At 33.0% G+C, this 17526-nt stretch carries 14 protein-coding genes; 2 read left to right on the top strand and 12 right to left on the bottom strand.

From position 1 onward, the window contains the following. Positions 1-4 precede the first annotated feature (4 nt). The 12 genes from GN105_RS12100 to GN105_RS12045 form a co-directional block, all read right to left on the bottom strand. Positions 5-3067 carry an efflux RND transporter permease subunit gene (locus tag GN105_RS12100; protein ID WP_155285654.1) on the bottom strand — a complete coding sequence of 1021 codons (3063 nt, stop codon included), beginning with the start codon at positions 3065-3067 and terminating at the stop codon, positions 5-7. Between the two features lie 19 nt (positions 3068-3086). Further along, complete coding sequence (locus GN105_RS12095; RefSeq protein ID WP_155285653.1) at positions 3087-4142, bottom strand: efflux RND transporter periplasmic adaptor subunit; 1056 nt, start codon at positions 4140-4142, stop codon at positions 3087-3089. 8 nt (positions 4143-4150) lie between these two features. Beyond that, a complete protein-coding gene (locus GN105_RS12090; RefSeq protein ID WP_155285652.1) occupies positions 4151-4918 on the bottom strand; it encodes a galactosyltransferase-related protein in 768 nt (255 codons plus the stop codon). Next, the gene (locus GN105_RS12085; RefSeq protein WP_155285651.1) at positions 4909-5619 is read right to left on the bottom strand and encodes a lanthionine synthetase LanC family protein; all 711 of its coding nucleotides are present in this window, start codon (positions 5617-5619) and stop codon (positions 4909-4911) included. Before GN105_RS12085 ends, GN105_RS12090 begins: the two co-directional genes overlap by 10 nt. Before the next feature lies 1 nt (position 5620). After that, positions 5621-6931, bottom strand: a complete 1311-nt coding sequence (locus GN105_RS12080) for an HlyD family secretion protein (protein WP_155285650.1) — start codon at positions 6929-6931, stop codon at positions 5621-5623. Between the two features lie 8 nt (positions 6932-6939). Further along, positions 6940-9147: a peptidase domain-containing ABC transporter gene (locus GN105_RS12075; protein ID WP_155285649.1), complete on the bottom strand. Its 2208-nt coding sequence runs from the start codon at positions 9145-9147 to the stop codon at positions 6940-6942. Next, on the bottom strand, positions 9148-10347 hold the full coding sequence (locus GN105_RS12070) for a TIGR04150 pseudo-rSAM protein (RefSeq protein ID WP_155285648.1): 1200 nt from the start codon (positions 10345-10347) through the stop codon (positions 9148-9150). Between the two features lie 7 nt (positions 10348-10354). Continuing rightward, a complete protein-coding gene (locus GN105_RS12065) occupies positions 10355-11815 on the bottom strand; it encodes a radical SAM peptide maturase (protein WP_227977437.1) in 1461 nt (486 codons plus the stop codon). Between the two features lie 6 nt (positions 11816-11821). After that, positions 11822-13078 (bottom strand): DUF4934 domain-containing protein, encoded by a 1257-nt coding sequence (locus tag GN105_RS12060; RefSeq protein WP_155285647.1) that lies wholly within the window; start codon positions 13076-13078, stop codon positions 11822-11824. Between the two features lie 105 nt (positions 13079-13183). After that, positions 13184-13429 carry a TIGR04149 family rSAM-modified RiPP gene (locus tag GN105_RS12055; RefSeq protein WP_155285646.1) on the bottom strand — a complete coding sequence of 82 codons (246 nt, stop codon included), beginning with the start codon at positions 13427-13429 and terminating at the stop codon, positions 13184-13186. A gap of 136 nt (positions 13430-13565) precedes the next feature. Continuing rightward, entirely contained in the window at positions 13566-14795 is a 1230-nt protein-coding gene (locus GN105_RS12050) for a TIGR04157 family glycosyltransferase (RefSeq protein WP_155285645.1), read from the bottom strand. Beyond that, positions 14792-15469 (bottom strand): lanthionine synthetase LanC family protein, encoded by a 678-nt coding sequence (locus GN105_RS12045; protein WP_173015007.1) that lies wholly within the window; start codon positions 15467-15469, stop codon positions 14792-14794. Before GN105_RS12045 ends, GN105_RS12050 begins: the two co-directional genes overlap by 4 nt. A 504-nt stretch (positions 15470-15973) precedes the next feature. Between GN105_RS12045 and GN105_RS12040 the strand changes: the two genes are divergently transcribed. Both GN105_RS12040 and GN105_RS12035 read left to right on the top strand, forming a co-directional pair. Continuing rightward, on the top strand, positions 15974-16546 hold the full coding sequence (locus GN105_RS12040; RefSeq protein WP_155285643.1) for a hypothetical protein: 573 nt from the start codon (positions 15974-15976) through the stop codon (positions 16544-16546). Then, positions 16536-17210 (top strand): glycosyltransferase family protein, encoded by a 675-nt coding sequence (locus GN105_RS12035; protein ID WP_155285642.1) that lies wholly within the window; start codon positions 16536-16538, stop codon positions 17208-17210. The genes GN105_RS12040 and GN105_RS12035 overlap by 11 nt, the downstream gene beginning before the upstream one ends. Positions 17211-17526 lie beyond the last annotated feature (316 nt).

Below are 17526 nucleotides of genomic sequence, written 5' to 3'. Positions count from 1 at the left end.
AATCCTATTTTCCTCTATAAATCAACCAATAAATTAGCGGAATAATAAACAAACTTACCAATGTTCCCATCATCATTGTACCTATCATTGCAACCGCAAGAGGCTTTTGCAATTCTGAGCCCATATCAAACGAAAACAAAAGCGGTGTCATTGCCAAAATTGTGGTTAAAGAAGTCATCATAATGGAACGTAAACGCCTTTGTCCCGCGGTATGTATGGCTTCCATCAAAGGCACATTCACTTTGCGAAGTTCATTAATCATATCTAACTTTAAAATACTGTCATTGATGATAATTCCGCAAGAAACTACAATCCCAATGGCACTCATCAGGTTAAGCGTGTGTCCTGTACCCCACAGAAGTAACAACGCAAAAGCAATATCAATAGGCAATTCAATAAGCACTATAAGAGGTTGAGTAAAACTCTCAAATTGAGCTGCTAATATAAAGTACATCAATAATATGGAGATAATGAGTACAACGACTAATTCACTAAGCATTTTTTGGCTCGAAAAGAACCCTCCTGCAAATTGTACTTCCCACTGTGAATCGTTTTTAAGTTCGTTTTCAGTAGCTTGTATAAAGTTTTTGGCATTTTCCAGACTTGGATATACAAGCGGAATATACTCCCCGTTTTTACCCGAAACGATTGTTTTTAAATCTTGTCCTTTTGAAATGCTAAGCAAAGACTGCAACGGGATTTTTATAAATTGTTCGTTTTCGTCCCGTAAGTTGGTGCGAACCATTGTGTTTTGAAGTACCTGATTGATGGTTTGCAAGTTTCCTGAAAGGGTTATAGGTAAATACTGCTGGTATGAGCGCAGGGTGGCTATTTCGTTGTTCTTAAAGGCTGTTTTAAGTTCACGATGTATCTCACTGTAATCCACTTTGTAACGTAGCAGCTTTTCTTTATCTACGGTGATGACAAATTGCTCTTCAAAGGCAATATCTACTGAAGAGACACCTGAACTCTGTTCGATGCGTGTCTGTACTTGCTTAATATCGGCAATGGAAGGAGTTTTTTGTCGATTTTTTGAGTATAACTGAGCGATTATGTCAGCTTCATTGGTATCGAAAATCTTTTCAAAAATATTTTTGGGAGGAGCAAATGTAAGCACTGCTTGTGGATAATTTTTATGCATCCATTGGCTTAGACTTTCTTTGATTTTTTCTATTTCTTTTGGAGAATCCGCTTTGAAATATACCTCTGATTCCGTGATGGATAGGTTGTTTTCTTTCTCTAACAAATACTGCTTATTACCTATGTATCCGGCACTTTCTATTGTCCTTTCATCCACAGACTGAAATAGTTCGTCGGTTCGTTTTTTGTTTTCATCAATATGGATATTTTCATTCCATTCCACCTTGGCAACAAGTTCCGTATGGTCTAAATGAGGCATATTGGCTTTGGGAACATATTTAAAAAGTAATACACAAAGAGGCAGCATACACAAAACCAATATTAACGACCACTTTTTGTGTGAAAAGACAAAGTCAATGCCTTTATCATACCACGCAAATAAACGAAGGTCAATCTTTTTCTGTACTTTTTCTAAGAAAGAAGCCTTTGAAAACCATTTCTTTCGGTAGAAAGTATGATACAAAATCGGAAGCAGAATAATTCCCGTAAAATATGAAACTAACAGCCCTACACTTACGGCAAAGGCTTGGTCTAAAAAGATGGCTCCCGAAATCCCACTTAAAAAAATCAGAGGTAAAAAAACGGCAATGGTGGTAAAAGTAGAACTCAAAATCGGAGTAATCACCTCATTAGTCCCTTTTACGCAAGCATCGAACAAAGTTTCGCCTTTTTCCCGATGTTGGGTGATGATATCCGTAACGATAATGGCACTGTCAATCATCATTCCCAAAGCTAATATCATTCCTGATAAAGATATGATATTGAGCGATTTGTCAAACAAATAGAAAAAGACAAACGAGATAATCAAAGCCGAAAACATACTCAGCCCGATGACCATAGGCGACTTGGCATCTCCCAAAAAGAAGATAGCCACCAAAAACACCAAAACAAAGCCTAAAAACAGGTTTTGATTCAGATTACTGATAGTGTAGTCAAGTAATTCTGTTTGATTTCGATTAACGGAAAACTGAACATCGGGATATGATTTTTTAAGATTGTCAAGGGTTTGGTACAGGCTTTCTTTGAGATTTTGCATTGTCTCATCGGACTGTTTGATGATTGCCAACGTTACACTGCGTTTGCCATCTGTAACCGAAAGACCCGTTTCCCCTTTTTTGGATAATTCTACTTGGGCAAAATCTTTGAGTTGCAAAAGTCGGTCACCCTTTCTGAAATAAATGTTTTTAACATCTTCTATGGTGCGAAGCACCGATGAAAATTTGATATTATACTCGTAATAGCCATCACGAACCACCATACTACCAGGCTCTACGTTGTTGGCTTGTAGTGTATTTTCGATGTCTGATAGTTGCAGGCCAGCGGTTTCTAAGAAATCCATATTGGGGATGATGCGGATATGCTGTTGCATATAGCCCGTAATATCAGCCATTGCCACCTCGGGAAGTTGTTCTATGCGGCGTTTTACGATGTTTTGAGCAAATTCTGACAATTCCAAAAAACGCTGTTCATCAGGTTCGGAATAGCTTTTTTCGTCTTTAAGAGAAAGGTTTAGATAAAAGACGGGAATATCGGTAGCACTGGCTTTCACCACCTGCGGACGCTTGGTATCACGAGGCAAACGGCTCATAGAGCCGTCAATTTTTTCGTTAACTTCAATAAAAGCCAAATCCGTATTTGTGCCATAATCAAATTTCAGACGAATAATGGCATTTCCGTCACGGGTTTCGCTTGTGATATCGCGTAGTTTTCCTACTTGTAGCAATTGCTGACGAATGGGAGTAACGACTGTGTTTTCTAACTCACGTGCCGATGTGTTTTCGCCCGTAACTTGTACCGTAATTTCGGGAATGGGAATGTCAGGCAACAAAGAAACGGGCAATGTACCAAACGTAATAGCACCTACGATGATAAGTGCCAAAAAACTCATCAATACCGCTATCGGGCGTGTAAGTAAGAATTTTATCATAACAGAATGCTTTTAGAACTTATTTCACCTTTACAGGAGATTCGTGAGCCAAATTAATATTTCCTGAGATGATAATTGGGTCGCCTTCTTTGAGTGTTTCGCCTGTTATGGTGTACTCGGTAGCGTTCTCCAAGCCTGTTTCAATGTAGTTCCAAAAGGCTTTTCCATCTTTCAGCGTAAAAAGAACCTTTCGGTTGGTACGCAGAACCACTGCCGATTTTGGAACTACCCACTGTTTTTCCAATGCTCGGAAAATACTTACCCGAACGCTCATCCCTTCTACCATTTTCGGATGATATGCCACAGAGGCTTTCAGTTGTACCATTCCGTTTTGATCAACCCACGGATTGATTTCGGTGATTTTTCCTTTAATTTTCACATCGGGCATCGAAAAAGGTATCACTTCCACCTCGCCGCCTTTTTGTACGAACCCCAATTCACTTTCCATAATAGGAAAACTGACTTCCATACTATGCAAATTGACAATATTACAGAAGTCTTTTGACATATCGGGATACGTGTTGGGCTTACTGTTCAGGTTGGCGATTGTTCCGCTGATGGGTGCGTACAAAGTAGCACTTTGAAGCTCATTTTTTACCATTTTGTAATGGCTTAATGCTTTATTGTAACCGCTTTTAACTTTGAGAAGTTCCATTGTTTGCGGAGGGACATTTGCAGAATCTTTCAGCTTAAACCCTTGACCGATAAGCATATCTTGTAGTTCCAAACGAGCACGACTTACCTCGTCTTGGGCTTGTTGCAACTTGTTTTCAAAAGAAAACCCCTCCAAAGTGGCAATTATCTGACCTTGGGTTACGTTATCACCATTCTTAACCAAAATACGAGCAATTTTTTCATTGGCTTTGAACTTGATCCCTACCATTTGTGTAGCGTGTATTTTACCGTTACTGACAAGTTCGTGCGTAAACGGTTTGGATTGCAATGGAATAATGGTTACTTCCGTAGGCGATTCGAGAAGTAATTGCTGTACGTTTTCTTCTTTTGTGTTGGTAGTTTCTGTTTTACAAGAGAGTAAAAAAATTAAACCGATAGTGGATAATGTTATTTTCTTCATTGCAGTTCCTATTGCTTCCAAGTTTTAATATATTCTCTAATTTGATAGATATTCATCTTGCAGATTTTCAAAAATTCTTTGATATTATTTTTTCCCCTATCATCAAATCCAAAGGTTGAATTTATACCTCGAGGATGATATAGGTGATATAAAAATCCTGGAATACGTGATATAGGTTCTTTTAGAATTTCCATACGTTTGAACCGTTCAGCATCTTCGGGTCCCCAACCATAAAAATTTTCATTCTCTCCTCCATTCTCTATGTAGCGCCGTTTGTTTACCATAAATGCTCCACCAACGGATGGTCGAGCTAAAAAAGGTAAGTAACTTTTTTTGCTATTACAATTAAGGAAAAGAAGTACGTCGGTTCTTATTTCTTCACTTTCTTGCTCTCCTATAAATACAGCTCGTCCATCGTATGGATAACAAAGAGTTGCCCCATTCTGAATTTCAATAGTAGCTTTTTCTATCTGTTCTTTATCGAAAAGAACATCTGTATCCCAAATACCAACAATATTGGTTTCACTCATTCGTAACAGTTGATTCAAATAACGAGTACGATGAAAAATCAGATCATTATCCTCTATAAAAATATATTTAATTCTTTCCATTATCTTAGCATAGGAATATTTTTGAACTTTGTCAGCTTCCAGAATAATAATATACGCACTTGTCAATTCTAACAATGATTGCAAAACTGTATCTAAATTTCTTTTTCGTTCTTTACTGTCAATGCGAATAGGTATAACGATAGTGAGTTTTTTAGTTATATCCATAGTTTCAAAAGTTTTAGAGAGTTAATACCTAATAGATCATAGTTATCGTGTAGAGAAATATTTAATTTTTTGATCTTATCTAAACAAAAAGAAATAATTTCTTCTACTTTGAAATTAATCACATTCAATTTGTGTAATCGGCATAACAGAAAGTAAGTGTCGTTTATATTTTGTTTATTATTTGTTTTTAGTAACAATTCTTCTATCCAATCAATCAAATATATGAGGTACTCCATATTTTTTAATGATGCCAAGGAATCATTATTATTTGTAGTATTTTTTAAACGAAGGTACAAATAAAAACCTATTCCACAAATTCCACTTGCAAGGGAAAGAGAATTAAATGATTGTGACGGACGTGTATCAATACTATGTATGGCTATAGAGTCTATTTCTTCTAATAACTCATCACTATCACCATAAGCGAACTCGTTAGAAAGTATATACTGATACCCTGATCCTATCCCTAATAATCCTGTTGCGTATGAAAGAGAAATATTGTGGGATAAATCATTCAATATTTCCTCTATGAATTCAAAAGCTCGATTTTCATATTTTTTGTTCTTGGTAATTCTGTTCAAGTGAAATAAATAAATGGCAATACCCATTTTCCCTTCCCAGAGACTTATGTTAGGGGAGGAAAGTCCTTTTTTTATTAAAAAATTTGTATACGAATCTAAAAATGGTTGTTGTGTAATCATATTATTCTTGATTTTTTAATAATTTTTTTATAGGCATAAAAAATCTTTCGATTAAACGTAGATTTTCCGTTATTATATCAGCACTGCCTGATAATTGTTGAGTAAAGGGTAATGTTTTACCATAGTTGGTTTGTAAACCTTCTGGAAATACAATTTCTACAACATAGAATCCTCCTGCACTAGGGACATTTGATATACTTTTTACTTCTCCGATTAAGTATCCAAATTCCTTATCAGGAAAATTGTTGATACGAACATTTACACGTTGTCCCATTTTTACTTTTCCAGCTCCTTGAATAGGGAGAAAAGCTTTTCCTCGTGGTTTGTTTTGTGATGTAGGTACAACCGTAAAAACAGTTTCTCCTGTATTGACGTATTGGTTTTTGCTCCATATTTCCATTTGATTTACATAGCCATCAATGGGACTTACTAATAAAAAATCACGTTCCCATGATTTAATTTGTGCACTAAGTTCTTCTATAGAGTTCTGTAAAGAGAGTTCATATTTACCTTCTAGTTCCGTAGCTTGTTTTTGTAAATCAAGAAGATTTTCTTTCCCTTGTGCTATTTGGAGTTCATACTGCTTGATTGCAGTGTCAAAAGAGAGGTATGATAGTTTTGTTTGTAAAAATGTTTTTTTAGCTATATCATACTCATTTCCGGAGATAACATTCTTTATCATAAGTATAGAATCTCGTTCAAAAATCTTTTTTGAAACAGAAAATTGTTCTCTCATGACTGTTTTTTGGTTAATTATTTGGTTGTAATGTTTTCGCTGTATGGATAACTGTTTTCGTTGTGAAGTTATTTTCTGTGGAAGGTAGTTTAATTTTTTGAACATTTGATAATCGTTCAGTTTGTCGAGAAAAGCAGTGTAAAAAGGTTGTATATCACCTAAAGCAAAAGATTTTTTATTAAAAATGAATAATGTATCACAATCAATAAATTTCAAAAAATCTCTCTGTTTCACCATCTGGATAAGTAATAACATATCATCTTTGTTGGCTGAGTTTTGAATAACAGCTAATGGTGTTCCTGCTGTAACTTTTTGATGATTTTTGACATAGATTTCGTCTAACTTTCCCGTTGAACGGGCAACAATACTTACAGAAGGGTCTAATGCAGTTATAGTAATATTGGCTGTAATAGTGTCAGGATATTTAAAAAACCAGCTACCAATGAGTAATATCATAACAATGGAAAATAGAAGAGTAACTCCATTTCTGAGTATCCAAGAAGGAATCTGGCTCATCACTTCTTGTACTTCCTCACTGTGAAGTTCTATCTTTTTATATGTTTTTTTACTTTCCATATGATTGCTTACTTACCCAATTCAAGTTGGTTTTTAACCAATTCGTAATACTTTCCTTGTAAGTTTGTCAATTCTTCATGAGAACCTTCCTCTACAACCATTCCCTTATCTAAAACTACTATTTTATCGGCATTGCGAACTGTACTCAATCGGTGGGCAACAACAATAACAGTTCTACCTTTATAAAATTCGTTAAGAAGTTTCATTATTTCTTTTTCGTTATTTGCATCTAACGCATTAGTAGCCTCATCAAGAAATATGAATTCAGGGTTTTTATATACAGCACGAGCTATAAGAATGCGTTGTCGTTGCCCTTGGCTAATCCCATTTCCTTCCATTCCTATTTTGGTGTCATAACCTAATGGGAGAGAATCAATAAACTTACGAATGTTAGCAATTGTAACGGCGTTAACTAACTTGTCAATGTCTACATGATCGTCACCTACACTAATATTTTTGGCAATAGTATCAGAGAAAATAAAACCATCCTGCATAACCGATCCAGACTTGCTACGCCATAGATGCGGGTTGATAAAATTTAGTGGAGTTTCTCCTATTTTGATACTTCCTTTGTTTGGTTCATAGAACCCTAATAATAGTTTTATCAGGGTCGTTTTCCCACTACCACTAGCTCCCACAATGGCAGTAACTTTTTTTTCTGGAATGATTAGATTGATATTGTTTAATATGTAAGCTCGGTCAGCCCCATCATAACTGAACGAAAGATTTTCTATTGAAATATCACGTTTGTCAGGCAAAAAAGTCAGTTTGTTACTGACGTCTTCTTCCTCATCTTCCTTATTATGAATCTCATTTAAACGCTCTAAACTAATTTGTGCATCTTGGAAAACACGGGCAAAATCTATAAACTGCTCTATGGGAGCAGATATTTGCCCAACAATGTATGTCAAAGCCATCATCATACCTAACGTCATTTCTCCTTTTACAACAGATTGGGCAGCAATGAAAGAGATTATTATATTGGTAGTTTGATTGAAAAAAACAGAACCAACTTGTTGTATTTGTCCCAAAGCCAAAACTTTAATACTTATTTTAAAAAGCTTCACTTGGATGCGTTCCCATTGCCATCTTTTTTGTTTTTCACAATTATTAAGTTTAATTTCTTGCATCCCAGTGATTAGCTGAATGATGTTACTCTGTTCCCCAGCTGATTGAGCAAATCTTTTATAATCTAGTTCACGACGAAATTTCATAAAAAACAGAATCCAAGCTAGATACAAAAAATTCCCCAAAAGAAAAACACCAAGAATAAGGGAATTATAGTATGCTAACACAATAAAAAACACAAAAAAATTAACGAAGGAAAAAAGGGTACCAATAGAACTACCTGTAAGAAACGTTTCAATCCGTTTATGGTCATTAATACGTTGCATTATATCACCAATCATTTTTGTGTCAAAATACCGAAGGGGTAGCTTCATAAGTTTTGCTAAGAAATCAGAAATCAAAGCTATGTTTATTCTCGTATTCATGTGAAGTAATATCCAACTTCGAATGAATTCTACAGAAAGCCGTGCCGTGAAAATTATTAGTTGTGAAATTAATATCAAGGTTATGAATCCAATATCTCCATTGTGAATACCAATATCCACTAATGATTGAGTAAGAAAAGGAAAAATCAGTTGAAGGATACTTGCAACCACCATTCCCAAAATCAATTGTACAAATTGTTTTTTATAAGGAGTGAGATAACGAAAAAAATAACGTAGATTTTGAGAGTGATTTTCCTTTTCTTCTTCAAAATCATAAAACTCAGGACTAGGTTCTAATAATAATGCTGTTCCTTTTTCTTCTTCGTTTTTTTTTGTACTATACCAACATTTTTTAAAATCAATCTCGTCGTATGTAACTAACCCCAAAGAAGGATCAGCTACATACAAACGAATTCCTGTTCTTTTGTTTTTTTTTATATCATAAAGAACCACAAAATGATTTTGTTTCCAATGAACAATACAAGGAAGAGAAACTTCCTTAATTAATTGCTCAAAAGAAATCATTACCCCTGATGTGCGAAACCCAATACGTTCAGCCGCATCACTTATTCCCAGCATAGACACCCCTTCACGTGTAATAAAAGAATATTGACGGAGGGTCTCCAAGCTGTAATGTTTACCATAGTATTTTGCAATCATACGTAAACAAGTAGGACCACAATCCATCGCATCAAGTTGGGTGTATTTTGGAAAAGTTTTCATTTATGGTTCAACGTGACATAAATTGGGTTTATTGATAGCTTTTTCATACTCTGAGGGAGATGGACACAACCATTGATAGAGACAGTTGCTACAAGGTTGTTGATTACGAATTTCCAACCATGAATTTCCTTCAGAAATTTCATCAAAAATGATTTTTTTTATGGTGTCTTTTTTTATGTTTCCGATGGGTTTTGTGTTTTTTTTAGTAAGGACATCCCCATTAGATTTTATGAAAATTCTCCCGAAGTTGTATGTATTCAACGTTTGGTTGGCAAAAATTTCTTTCATTGATAGTGGAGTTGAAAAAATATCATCTTTTGTTAAAAACACATTGTCCTTAAAAAAATCAATGTTTTGACTATTATAAATAGGAGAAAACTGATAATCCTCTATTTTGTAATCAATTATCATCTTTTCAACCTCATCAATATCTGCTTCATTTTTTATTCCAAACACGAATTTAATTTTTCTTTTAGATGATGATATTAAGGTAATTAAAGAATCCCATTGTTTTTTGTTATCAAGAGGAAAATCAACATTTACCTGAAAAGAATAGCCTTCATCAAGGTTAGCTGTCAGGATATCATTAACATTAATATCTTGATAATCAGTAACAATAGCTTTATTTCCTTGTGTCTTACTTAAAAAATTCACTAGAAGAGGAAGTTGGGGATATTTTAAAAACTCTCCACATAAATTGATTCTGGGCACATTTTCCATCTGGATTAGAATATCGCTATATACCTCTATACCTAAATCGTTCTTTTCTTCAAAAAATAAATTTACTTCGTGAAGGTTTTCCAATATATTTTCACCAATGGAAATACTAGGTTCTATATTTTCCTTCATTTTGTCGTCGTTGAGTCTCATTTTATCTTGTTGAAAATTCAGAAGAGAAATAAGTTGAACTGGTCTACCTTCGGAAAGTGCTACAGGAAGTATATCTCCAATAAATTTTTCACGAATATCTATAATGAAACTCCTTACATCATCATTTGTCAGGTTTTTACTTGTTAATAAACACACCCCACAATTCTCTTTTACACATATTTGCCGCATTAATTCTACAATCAATGGATTTGTGGATTCAGTATATGCAGCATCTAAAGTGTTATATAAAAGTACCGAGTTCTGGGTAAAATTTATATATACATAAGGCTCAACAGTTAGCCAATAATTCTGATTAATATCTATATTCATAACAAACTTATTTAACGATTACTTCCTCCATAATTCTGTAATAATCAGTAGGATGAGATTCAAAAAAGGACATGTTCGTACCTAAAAATCTTGCAAAGTTTTTCCTATTCATAAAACCGTGACAGATCGGTTTCTCATCCATATCATCAATGGTAAGCATACATTGGTAGCAATTCCCTAATAGATAACATTTAGAACATTGCCGATGTAATTTATCATAGTAGGAATTATATTTTGCAGCAATTTCTTCAAAATCAATGGATATTCCGTCCTTAGACAAAATCCCCAACATATAATTATGTCCAATACGTTCACAAGGGAGTATCTTGCCATTTACAGTCACAAAAATTTTTTTAGAAAAAGGCATACAAGTCCCCGTAGGGATATAATTTATTTTTTGATTCTTTGTAAAAAAATCATTATATGTTTTCACGACTCCAATGTTATAAGAATGTAAAAAATTACAGGCATTATGGTATGAAGGAGCAAATGTGAACATTTCACGTTCCAATTCTGTATAATTTTCAGAACTGTACAAACTTTCAGAAGTGTTTCTGTACATTTTTTCAAACTCTTCTTTCTTTTCTGGTAAAATCCCTGAATTGTTGAGTTCCCCAATTCTTGGTTTTTTATTATAACGGGTATAGATATAATCGTAAATCTCTTTTACCGAGTTTCTGTTATGTAGAACGGCATTAAACTCTACAAAATTCTCAAAATATGTAGGATATTTATCAAATAATAAATCAATGTTTTTGATGATGTATTTAAAAGAATTATCACCTCGCTTGGTTATTCTGTAGGAATGATTTTTTTCATTGCCATCCAGACTGATAAGAATATGAAACTCATTTTCTACTAAGAAATCCATATATTTATGTAACAGCATGCCATTAGTTGTCATGCTAAAAACATATTTATGTTCATCTTTTTTATGACTGCGTATGTATGAGACAACCTCTTTGATAAACGGCATATTCATTAAAGGTTCTCCTCCATAGAAACTAATATAAATGGTGTCTTTGAAGGATTTGTTTCTTTTTTGTTGCAAATTGTCAAGAAAAGAAAACAAAGAGGTAATATCCTCCATATTCAAAGATTTGCTTTCTCGCTCATCATAATTTCCGTATAAACTGCCGTATCCACAATATGTACAATTCAAATTACACGCATCAGTAACCTCAAATACGATTTGATGAGTATTTGATAAAAAATCTTCCACTTGTTTTGGGTGTATCCTTCCTGAAAATGAATGATTTTCTTGGGGTAATTTTGATTTTAGATATTGGGCTTTACTCTTATAGTAAATTTCATCTGGTGTTTGAGCAGGAACACTTGTCTCTAATTCATTTTCAGAGAGATACTTTGTTATTGCTGGATGTGTAAGCATAACATATTTAAAATCAATCTTATTAACAAACAAATAAGTATTTTTACTTTGTAGCTGAAAAGGAACTATCTCTTTCATATCTTTTTACTTTTTCAGTTTATAAATTATAATTACAGGATTCTCATCATCATCTAATGAATTGACAAGTTGTTCTAATTTTTTTTGTTTTTCAGGATATTTTACCTTGATACGTTCTTTATTTTCTAAAAACCGAGCTTTTAATTCATCGGGTGGAACAATTCTAATAAAATAACCATCAGAATTAGATTTCAAATATGTAACCGAATAACCTCCGTCAACATCATTTACCCAGCCACCACCTTTTAAAAATCCGTATTTATTGATGCTGTCAGGCTTCACGCTCCATACCGAAGTTTCCCCCGATTGCTTGCTGTGGACTCCGTACCAATTTTTTTTGTCATATATGAATGTTATCAGTATCTTGTCAAACATTTCTGAAAAGGAAAGATGTCGAATAAATTTTCTTCCTTTCTCGCTTTTTTCTGATGGACTCGAGTGCATATCAGAAAAAAATTCTTGACTTACTTTGTATTCTCCAAAATTAACAACATAAGTGGGGAAAATTTCGTCCTTTGAAACGGAATATACAGTGTCATTTATACAACTCAATACACGAACCATATCATTATATTTCCATATACTTTGCTGCAAGGTTTGTCCTTTTGAATAATACGGCTTTGCTTTTTTTAATTGGATAGTATCTCCCTTGCTGTTAATTATTCCTACGATACAGAGGTTGGGGTCATCTATTGGAGTTGCGTGTGGAAAGTGATGTATTACAATTCTATCATCATTTAAAACGTCAATATTTAGAACTCCATCCGCAACGGGGGTCTCTTTTAGGTATTCACCATCAGTGTTATACCATAAAACTTTTCGACTAAAATTACTGTGGATGGCGACAAGGCTGTCGTGTAGAGAAGAAGCCCGAATACCTAAATGTTCTTTGGGACCTTGTCCTTTTTTCCCGATTTCTCGTAAAAATTTTCCACCTCGGGAATAACACAAAAGTCGTTCTCGAACTTGTAGTAAGAGATAATTTTCATTTAGTGCTACATCAAAAATCATATCTACCAGCGAAGCGGGATATTCCGGACGAATATATTCTATATCCTCTACAAAATCACTCAAATTCAGTGGTTCTATAGGGTTTTCAATGGCTTTTTCTAAGTCAATTATTTTTTCTAAGGAAGAAGCGGGATTGACTTCCTTTTGTTTAGAAACAGTGTTGTTATTTTTATTTGATGATTCACAACTTATTAAAACCACTACTGAAAAAGAAAGAAAAAATCGATAAAAAGAGAGATGTAAAGAACTCATATTCTGGCGTTTTTTAAAGAAGTCTACTTCATATTTTCTATGAAGCAGACTTCAGAGTTAAAAATCATTTTTTAGGATCTGGTTTTAAACAGACTTTGATCTAAATTAATGGGTGCTAGTAACATCTGACCAACTCCAGCTGTCTGGCCATTCATAACAGGTACACATTTTATTTCCTCCTACTGAACTATATCCCCCTTCAAGATTGGCGTTGAAGTTGTTTTTAGTTGAGGAAGGTCCATGACAACCACATCCACAACAGTGTGTTCCACCTTTTAATTCAGACATTTCTTTAGCACTCAAGTCTGCTTCACGCAATTGATTTAATTTAAGTTTTTTTAAAGATTTCATGATAAAAAGAATTTTAAATTTCACAATGTTTTTATATCTAAGTTCGAGCTATGTGTATAGCCCAATAAGTTTGAATTATTAAATTTGTAGCCAGCAAAGAATTTAAATTATGTTATATTATCTGTAAAAGGGTGGCTTATTCCCTTACTATATCGCGATATTGTTTTTTCATTAAGTCAAATGTATAGTGTAACAAAAAATGTCTTCTTGCGCCTTCTGATAATTTCTTTCGAAGTTCTGGGGTTTCGATAACTTTTTTTATTAATTTACTCAATTTTGATGTATCTAACAATACAAGATTATTACTCTCTCTTAGTTTTACTTTATATCCATTGATTCCATCAATTATCATCTCAGATAATCCTGTTGAATCTGTGCCTATAATTGGTAAGCCGTGCATCATCATTTCTATTGCAACATAGCTACACTGTTCTGAGAAGGAAGGGAGCACTCCCACATCAGCAATTTGATAGAATTTAGAAACGGTATCATTATCAAGTTTCCCCGTGAATATCACTTTTGCCCAAATACCTTTAATTTGTTCGAAATACATACTATCATCGCCACTACCAATAATTACTAATCTACAATTTGGATTGGTATCTAATAGAATTTTGAAAGCTCTTATTAGTTCTACACCTCCCTTATGGCTATCCAATCTCCCCACATATAGTATTATTTTTTCTTCCTCTTCAAAATGCAAACTTCGTTTTAATTGCTTTCTTGTGTTTTGGTGGACAACATCTTCCTTGTCCAAAAGTCCATTATATATCAAGTGAATTTTTTTAGGATTAATTTTATATTGTTCACTCAGTAACTGCTTTGTATACTGAGAAAGACAGATAACTTTATCAGCATTGTTAAGAACATCTAACTCCTCCTTATACATTTGGAAAACTTTTTTCTCTTTTTCAGTACATAATTTTTTTTTACTTATTATAGTTTTGAATGCTTTTGTATTCCCAAATATTTGTAAAGACCAATCCAAGAAATGAATGATAAATATCATTTGAGTTCTTGGGTAATACTTTCTCAATGATGAAATCATTTGTCCATCACATTGATAATTGAAGAAAAAAATATTTTTTTCTTTATGATGAGGAATGAGTTGTCTTAATAAGAAAACTAAATTTTTGTAATATGTGTTGTGTTTTTTTTGTAGGGAAAATTTTGGTTCAGGGATATCTATTATGTTGGTACTATCATCACAAGATAATCTCACTTCGTTGGTGTTTGTATTGAAATTTATAAGAGTGAGGTTGTACATCGAGTCAGTAAAGCAACCTCTTAAATCTTTTATAAAAGTCCCTACACCGTACATTGCGGCAATCCCTTTTTCATTAAATATGTATATATTTTTTTTCATATATTCATAGTTTTCAACCCAATACCGGCACAGCCATTGACTAGTCCCAATCTCCACTCGTAAACCTTGTCTCCATAAGGAACTTTATCATAATAAAACTTTGAAAATTGTTCTGATAAAATATAAGATGATTTCTTTGTTGTATATAGTTTCCAAGTATCATTTGAAAGATTTGATAAAGGTGTTGCTACTGGCATGTTTATAATGTATTTTAAATCAAGGTAGTATCTTTCATCAAACACATCTCTTACATCTCTGTAGTTTTGTAATCGAGCTAGGATATAGTGAAAGAATCCCTCTAAACCAGTTTCTAAAGAAAAATCTGTTATTCTCCTAATATCCCGTTCCATAATTTTCTTATCAATATCTTCAAGAATACAATCAACATCCTCATTGATAAATTTCTGACAAGCAAGATATTGAATTCCCCATCCAATGCCTAAATAGCCATCTTTGAAATCAATAGGTAATCTATCGTGTATTTCTTCAAAAAGATCATCCAATAGCTCCTCAGCAAACTCGTAATAGATAGGATTATTTGTATAACGTGAATAATGATAGAAGAAAATCACGACACCCATCCTGCCGCGGAATAATCCTAAATTATCTAAGAAGCGACCATTCACTAGTAAATGATTAGCAATTCTATTAAGTATATTATTGTTGCTTTGCATCATGTCAGTTTTTTATATTTTTGAGATAAAAGGATAATAAAATCTTATACTATAAATACAGCCAACACTGAATTCAATGGGACGAAAAACAGATTAGCACGTGCTGTTTTATCTCTACAAATAAAGTTCTAAAGTTATAGAAGGGTCAAGCAATAGATTTAAGAGAAAACAGAGAATTATCCCAAGTTGGCTCTAAACAATCAAAAGAACGCTTATATCACTAGGATATACACTCATACAATACAAACAATAGAAAACATAAACACTATCTTACTTAAACCTTTTTAAATCTTTAGAAAGATAAACTTTCACAGAGCAAACTTAACAAAAATAAAATAAAAAAAGTAAGTTTTTTTGTTAAAATTTTTAATTGAAAAATGATTTTTTATTAGTCTTATTATAAATAGACTCTAAAACATAATCAATTAACGTATTTAAATATATCGTAGATTACTAAAGATTTATTGTGAAAAATGTATATTTGTAACGTTATTATATTTTAAGATGAAAAAGAGATTAATCTTGGTAGGTAATAAACCTCCCACACGAAAAAACTTATCGGAAGAAATCGCCTCATTTGATTATGTGATGCGAGTAAATAGAATGAATTACTTGAAAGAAACGGCAATTAATCGATTAGATGGCTTGTTCCTTGAAGCAAATATTATTTTTAAGCAATTTTTTAAAGGAGGAGAGTATAAGAATGAGATAAAGAAAATGAAACACATTCTCATGCACAAAGATTGGTACAAAAAATTTGATGAATGGGAGGAGTACTTAACAAAAGAACAATATGTTAATATAGAGTTGATAAAACCAGAGTATTGTTTCAAAGACGTAGGGTTTGAACGTCCCACTAGTTCAGTTAGGCTACTATCCCATTTGTTGAATGAAGAAAAATGGAAGGATGAATATGATATTTATATCACTTGTTTAGATGTAGAGAAGAGGGCTTTTCTAATAGATAATCATCCAAATTGGAGCTATCATAAAGGAGGAGGAATTTACGAACAACAGTATCTTCTTCAATTACTAAAAGAAGGACAGATAAAAAGAGTTTTTGACAATGAAAAGTAAATACCCTATTTTAATACCAATAAAGGGCAATAGTGTAAGATGTCCTAACAAAAACAGAATATTGTTAGCATATACAATTACTTATTTGCAGGAAATAAAAAGATTGGAGGATGCAATTGTAATAACGGATAGTTTGGATTTGGAAAGCTATGCTAAATTATTGGGAGTAAGGACTTATTTCGAGGTTAGAATTGATAATCAAGATGAATTACTCTCTTGTTATAACTTTTTGAAAAAAGCAGAAATGAGAGAAGATTACTTTTTTTTAATGCCTGTTACTCATCCTTTTAGAACATTAAGTTTATGTAATTTGTTTGAAGAGAAAAAAGAGAAATATCCCAATATTGATTTTATAGTGTCATTAAATGTATTCACAGATAGAAGTAATTTTTTTGTAGATATTGGAGACGATAATAATCCACGTTTTTTGTACAAGAAAAGTAGAAGAGGACAAGATTGCAAACAATATTACATGGTGGATGGAGCGTTATACCTAATCAAAAAGTCCTTTTTGGAGAGAGTAATTCAGGAATCAAATACTAATTATCATTTTTGGAAAGGGAAATTCCAAAGTGTTATTAACGAAGCCCCTTTTATTGATATAGATACCATTCATGATATGGAAAGATTTAATTTTATTAGGAAAAATATTGGAAATATGTAAAAGAAAAATATCAATGTGCAAGTTAAGGACACGGAGCACTTGTCATTTCCTTGTAAATATTTAACGTATATTTAAAGGGTTTAGAGAGTGATTGAATAAAGCTGTTTTTACACTGCAAATTAAGTTAATTTAATTTGCTAGTTATTTATAAAATAACATATATTTATTATAACTTCTTTATTACGGGCATAATTCTTATGCATATTTCCAATAAGGTTTAATAACCGTTTATAGAGAACTTAATGAGTTGTTAAATACACTTCTCTTTTAATCTCTTTCCTCCTCTTTCCTCACTAAATGAGCCAAATCAGGGTCG

The organism is Capnocytophaga felis (assembly GCF_009684755.1).
Classification (GTDB): domain Bacteria; phylum Bacteroidota; class Bacteroidia; order Flavobacteriales; family Flavobacteriaceae; genus Capnocytophaga; species Capnocytophaga felis.
The sequence above is the reverse complement of the archived record's forward strand: the minus strand, read 5'-3'. Positions and strand labels throughout refer to the sequence as shown.

What these genes read in the sequence shown, in the direction of transcription:
- GN105_RS12065 (WP_227977437.1), bottom strand. Translation starts at nt 11,815, where the DNA reads ATGAAAGAGATAGTTCCTTTTCAGCTACAAAGTAAAAATACTTATTTG.
- GN105_RS12080 (WP_155285650.1), bottom strand. Translation starts at nt 6,931, where the DNA reads ATGGAAAGTAAAAAAACATATAAAAAGATAGAACTTCACAGTGAGGAA.
- GN105_RS12085 (WP_155285651.1), bottom strand. Translation starts at nt 5,619, where the DNA reads ATGATTACACAACAACCATTTTTAGATTCGTATACAAATTTTTTAATA.
- GN105_RS12060 (WP_155285647.1), bottom strand. Translation starts at nt 13,078, where the DNA reads ATGAGTTCTTTACATCTCTCTTTTTATCGATTTTTTCTTTCTTTTTCA.
- GN105_RS12070 (WP_155285648.1), bottom strand. Translation starts at nt 10,347, where the DNA reads ATGAATATAGATATTAATCAGAATTATTGGCTAACTGTTGAGCCTTAT.
- GN105_RS12050 (WP_155285645.1), bottom strand. Translation starts at nt 14,795, where the DNA reads ATGAAAAAAAATATATACATATTTAATGAAAAAGGGATTGCCGCAATG.
- GN105_RS12045 (WP_173015007.1), bottom strand. Translation starts at nt 15,469, where the DNA reads ATGCAAAGCAACAATAATATACTTAATAGAATTGCTAATCATTTACTA.
- GN105_RS12090 (WP_155285652.1), bottom strand. Translation starts at nt 4,918, where the DNA reads ATGGATATAACTAAAAAACTCACTATCGTTATACCTATTCGCATTGAC.
- GN105_RS12035 (WP_155285642.1), top strand. Translation starts at nt 16,536, where the DNA reads ATGAAAAGTAAATACCCTATTTTAATACCAATAAAGGGCAATAGTGTA.
- GN105_RS12100 (WP_155285654.1), bottom strand. Translation starts at nt 3,067, where the DNA reads ATGATAAAATTCTTACTTACACGCCCGATAGCGGTATTGATGAGTTTT.
- GN105_RS12075 (WP_155285649.1), bottom strand. Translation starts at nt 9,147, where the DNA reads ATGAAAACTTTTCCAAAATACACCCAACTTGATGCGATGGATTGTGGT.
- GN105_RS12040 (WP_155285643.1), top strand. Translation starts at nt 15,974, where the DNA reads ATGAAAAAGAGATTAATCTTGGTAGGTAATAAACCTCCCACACGAAAA.
- GN105_RS12095 (WP_155285653.1), bottom strand. Translation starts at nt 4,142, where the DNA reads ATGAAGAAAATAACATTATCCACTATCGGTTTAATTTTTTTACTCTCT.
- GN105_RS12055 (WP_155285646.1), bottom strand. Translation starts at nt 13,429, where the DNA reads ATGAAATCTTTAAAAAAACTTAAATTAAATCAATTGCGTGAAGCAGAC.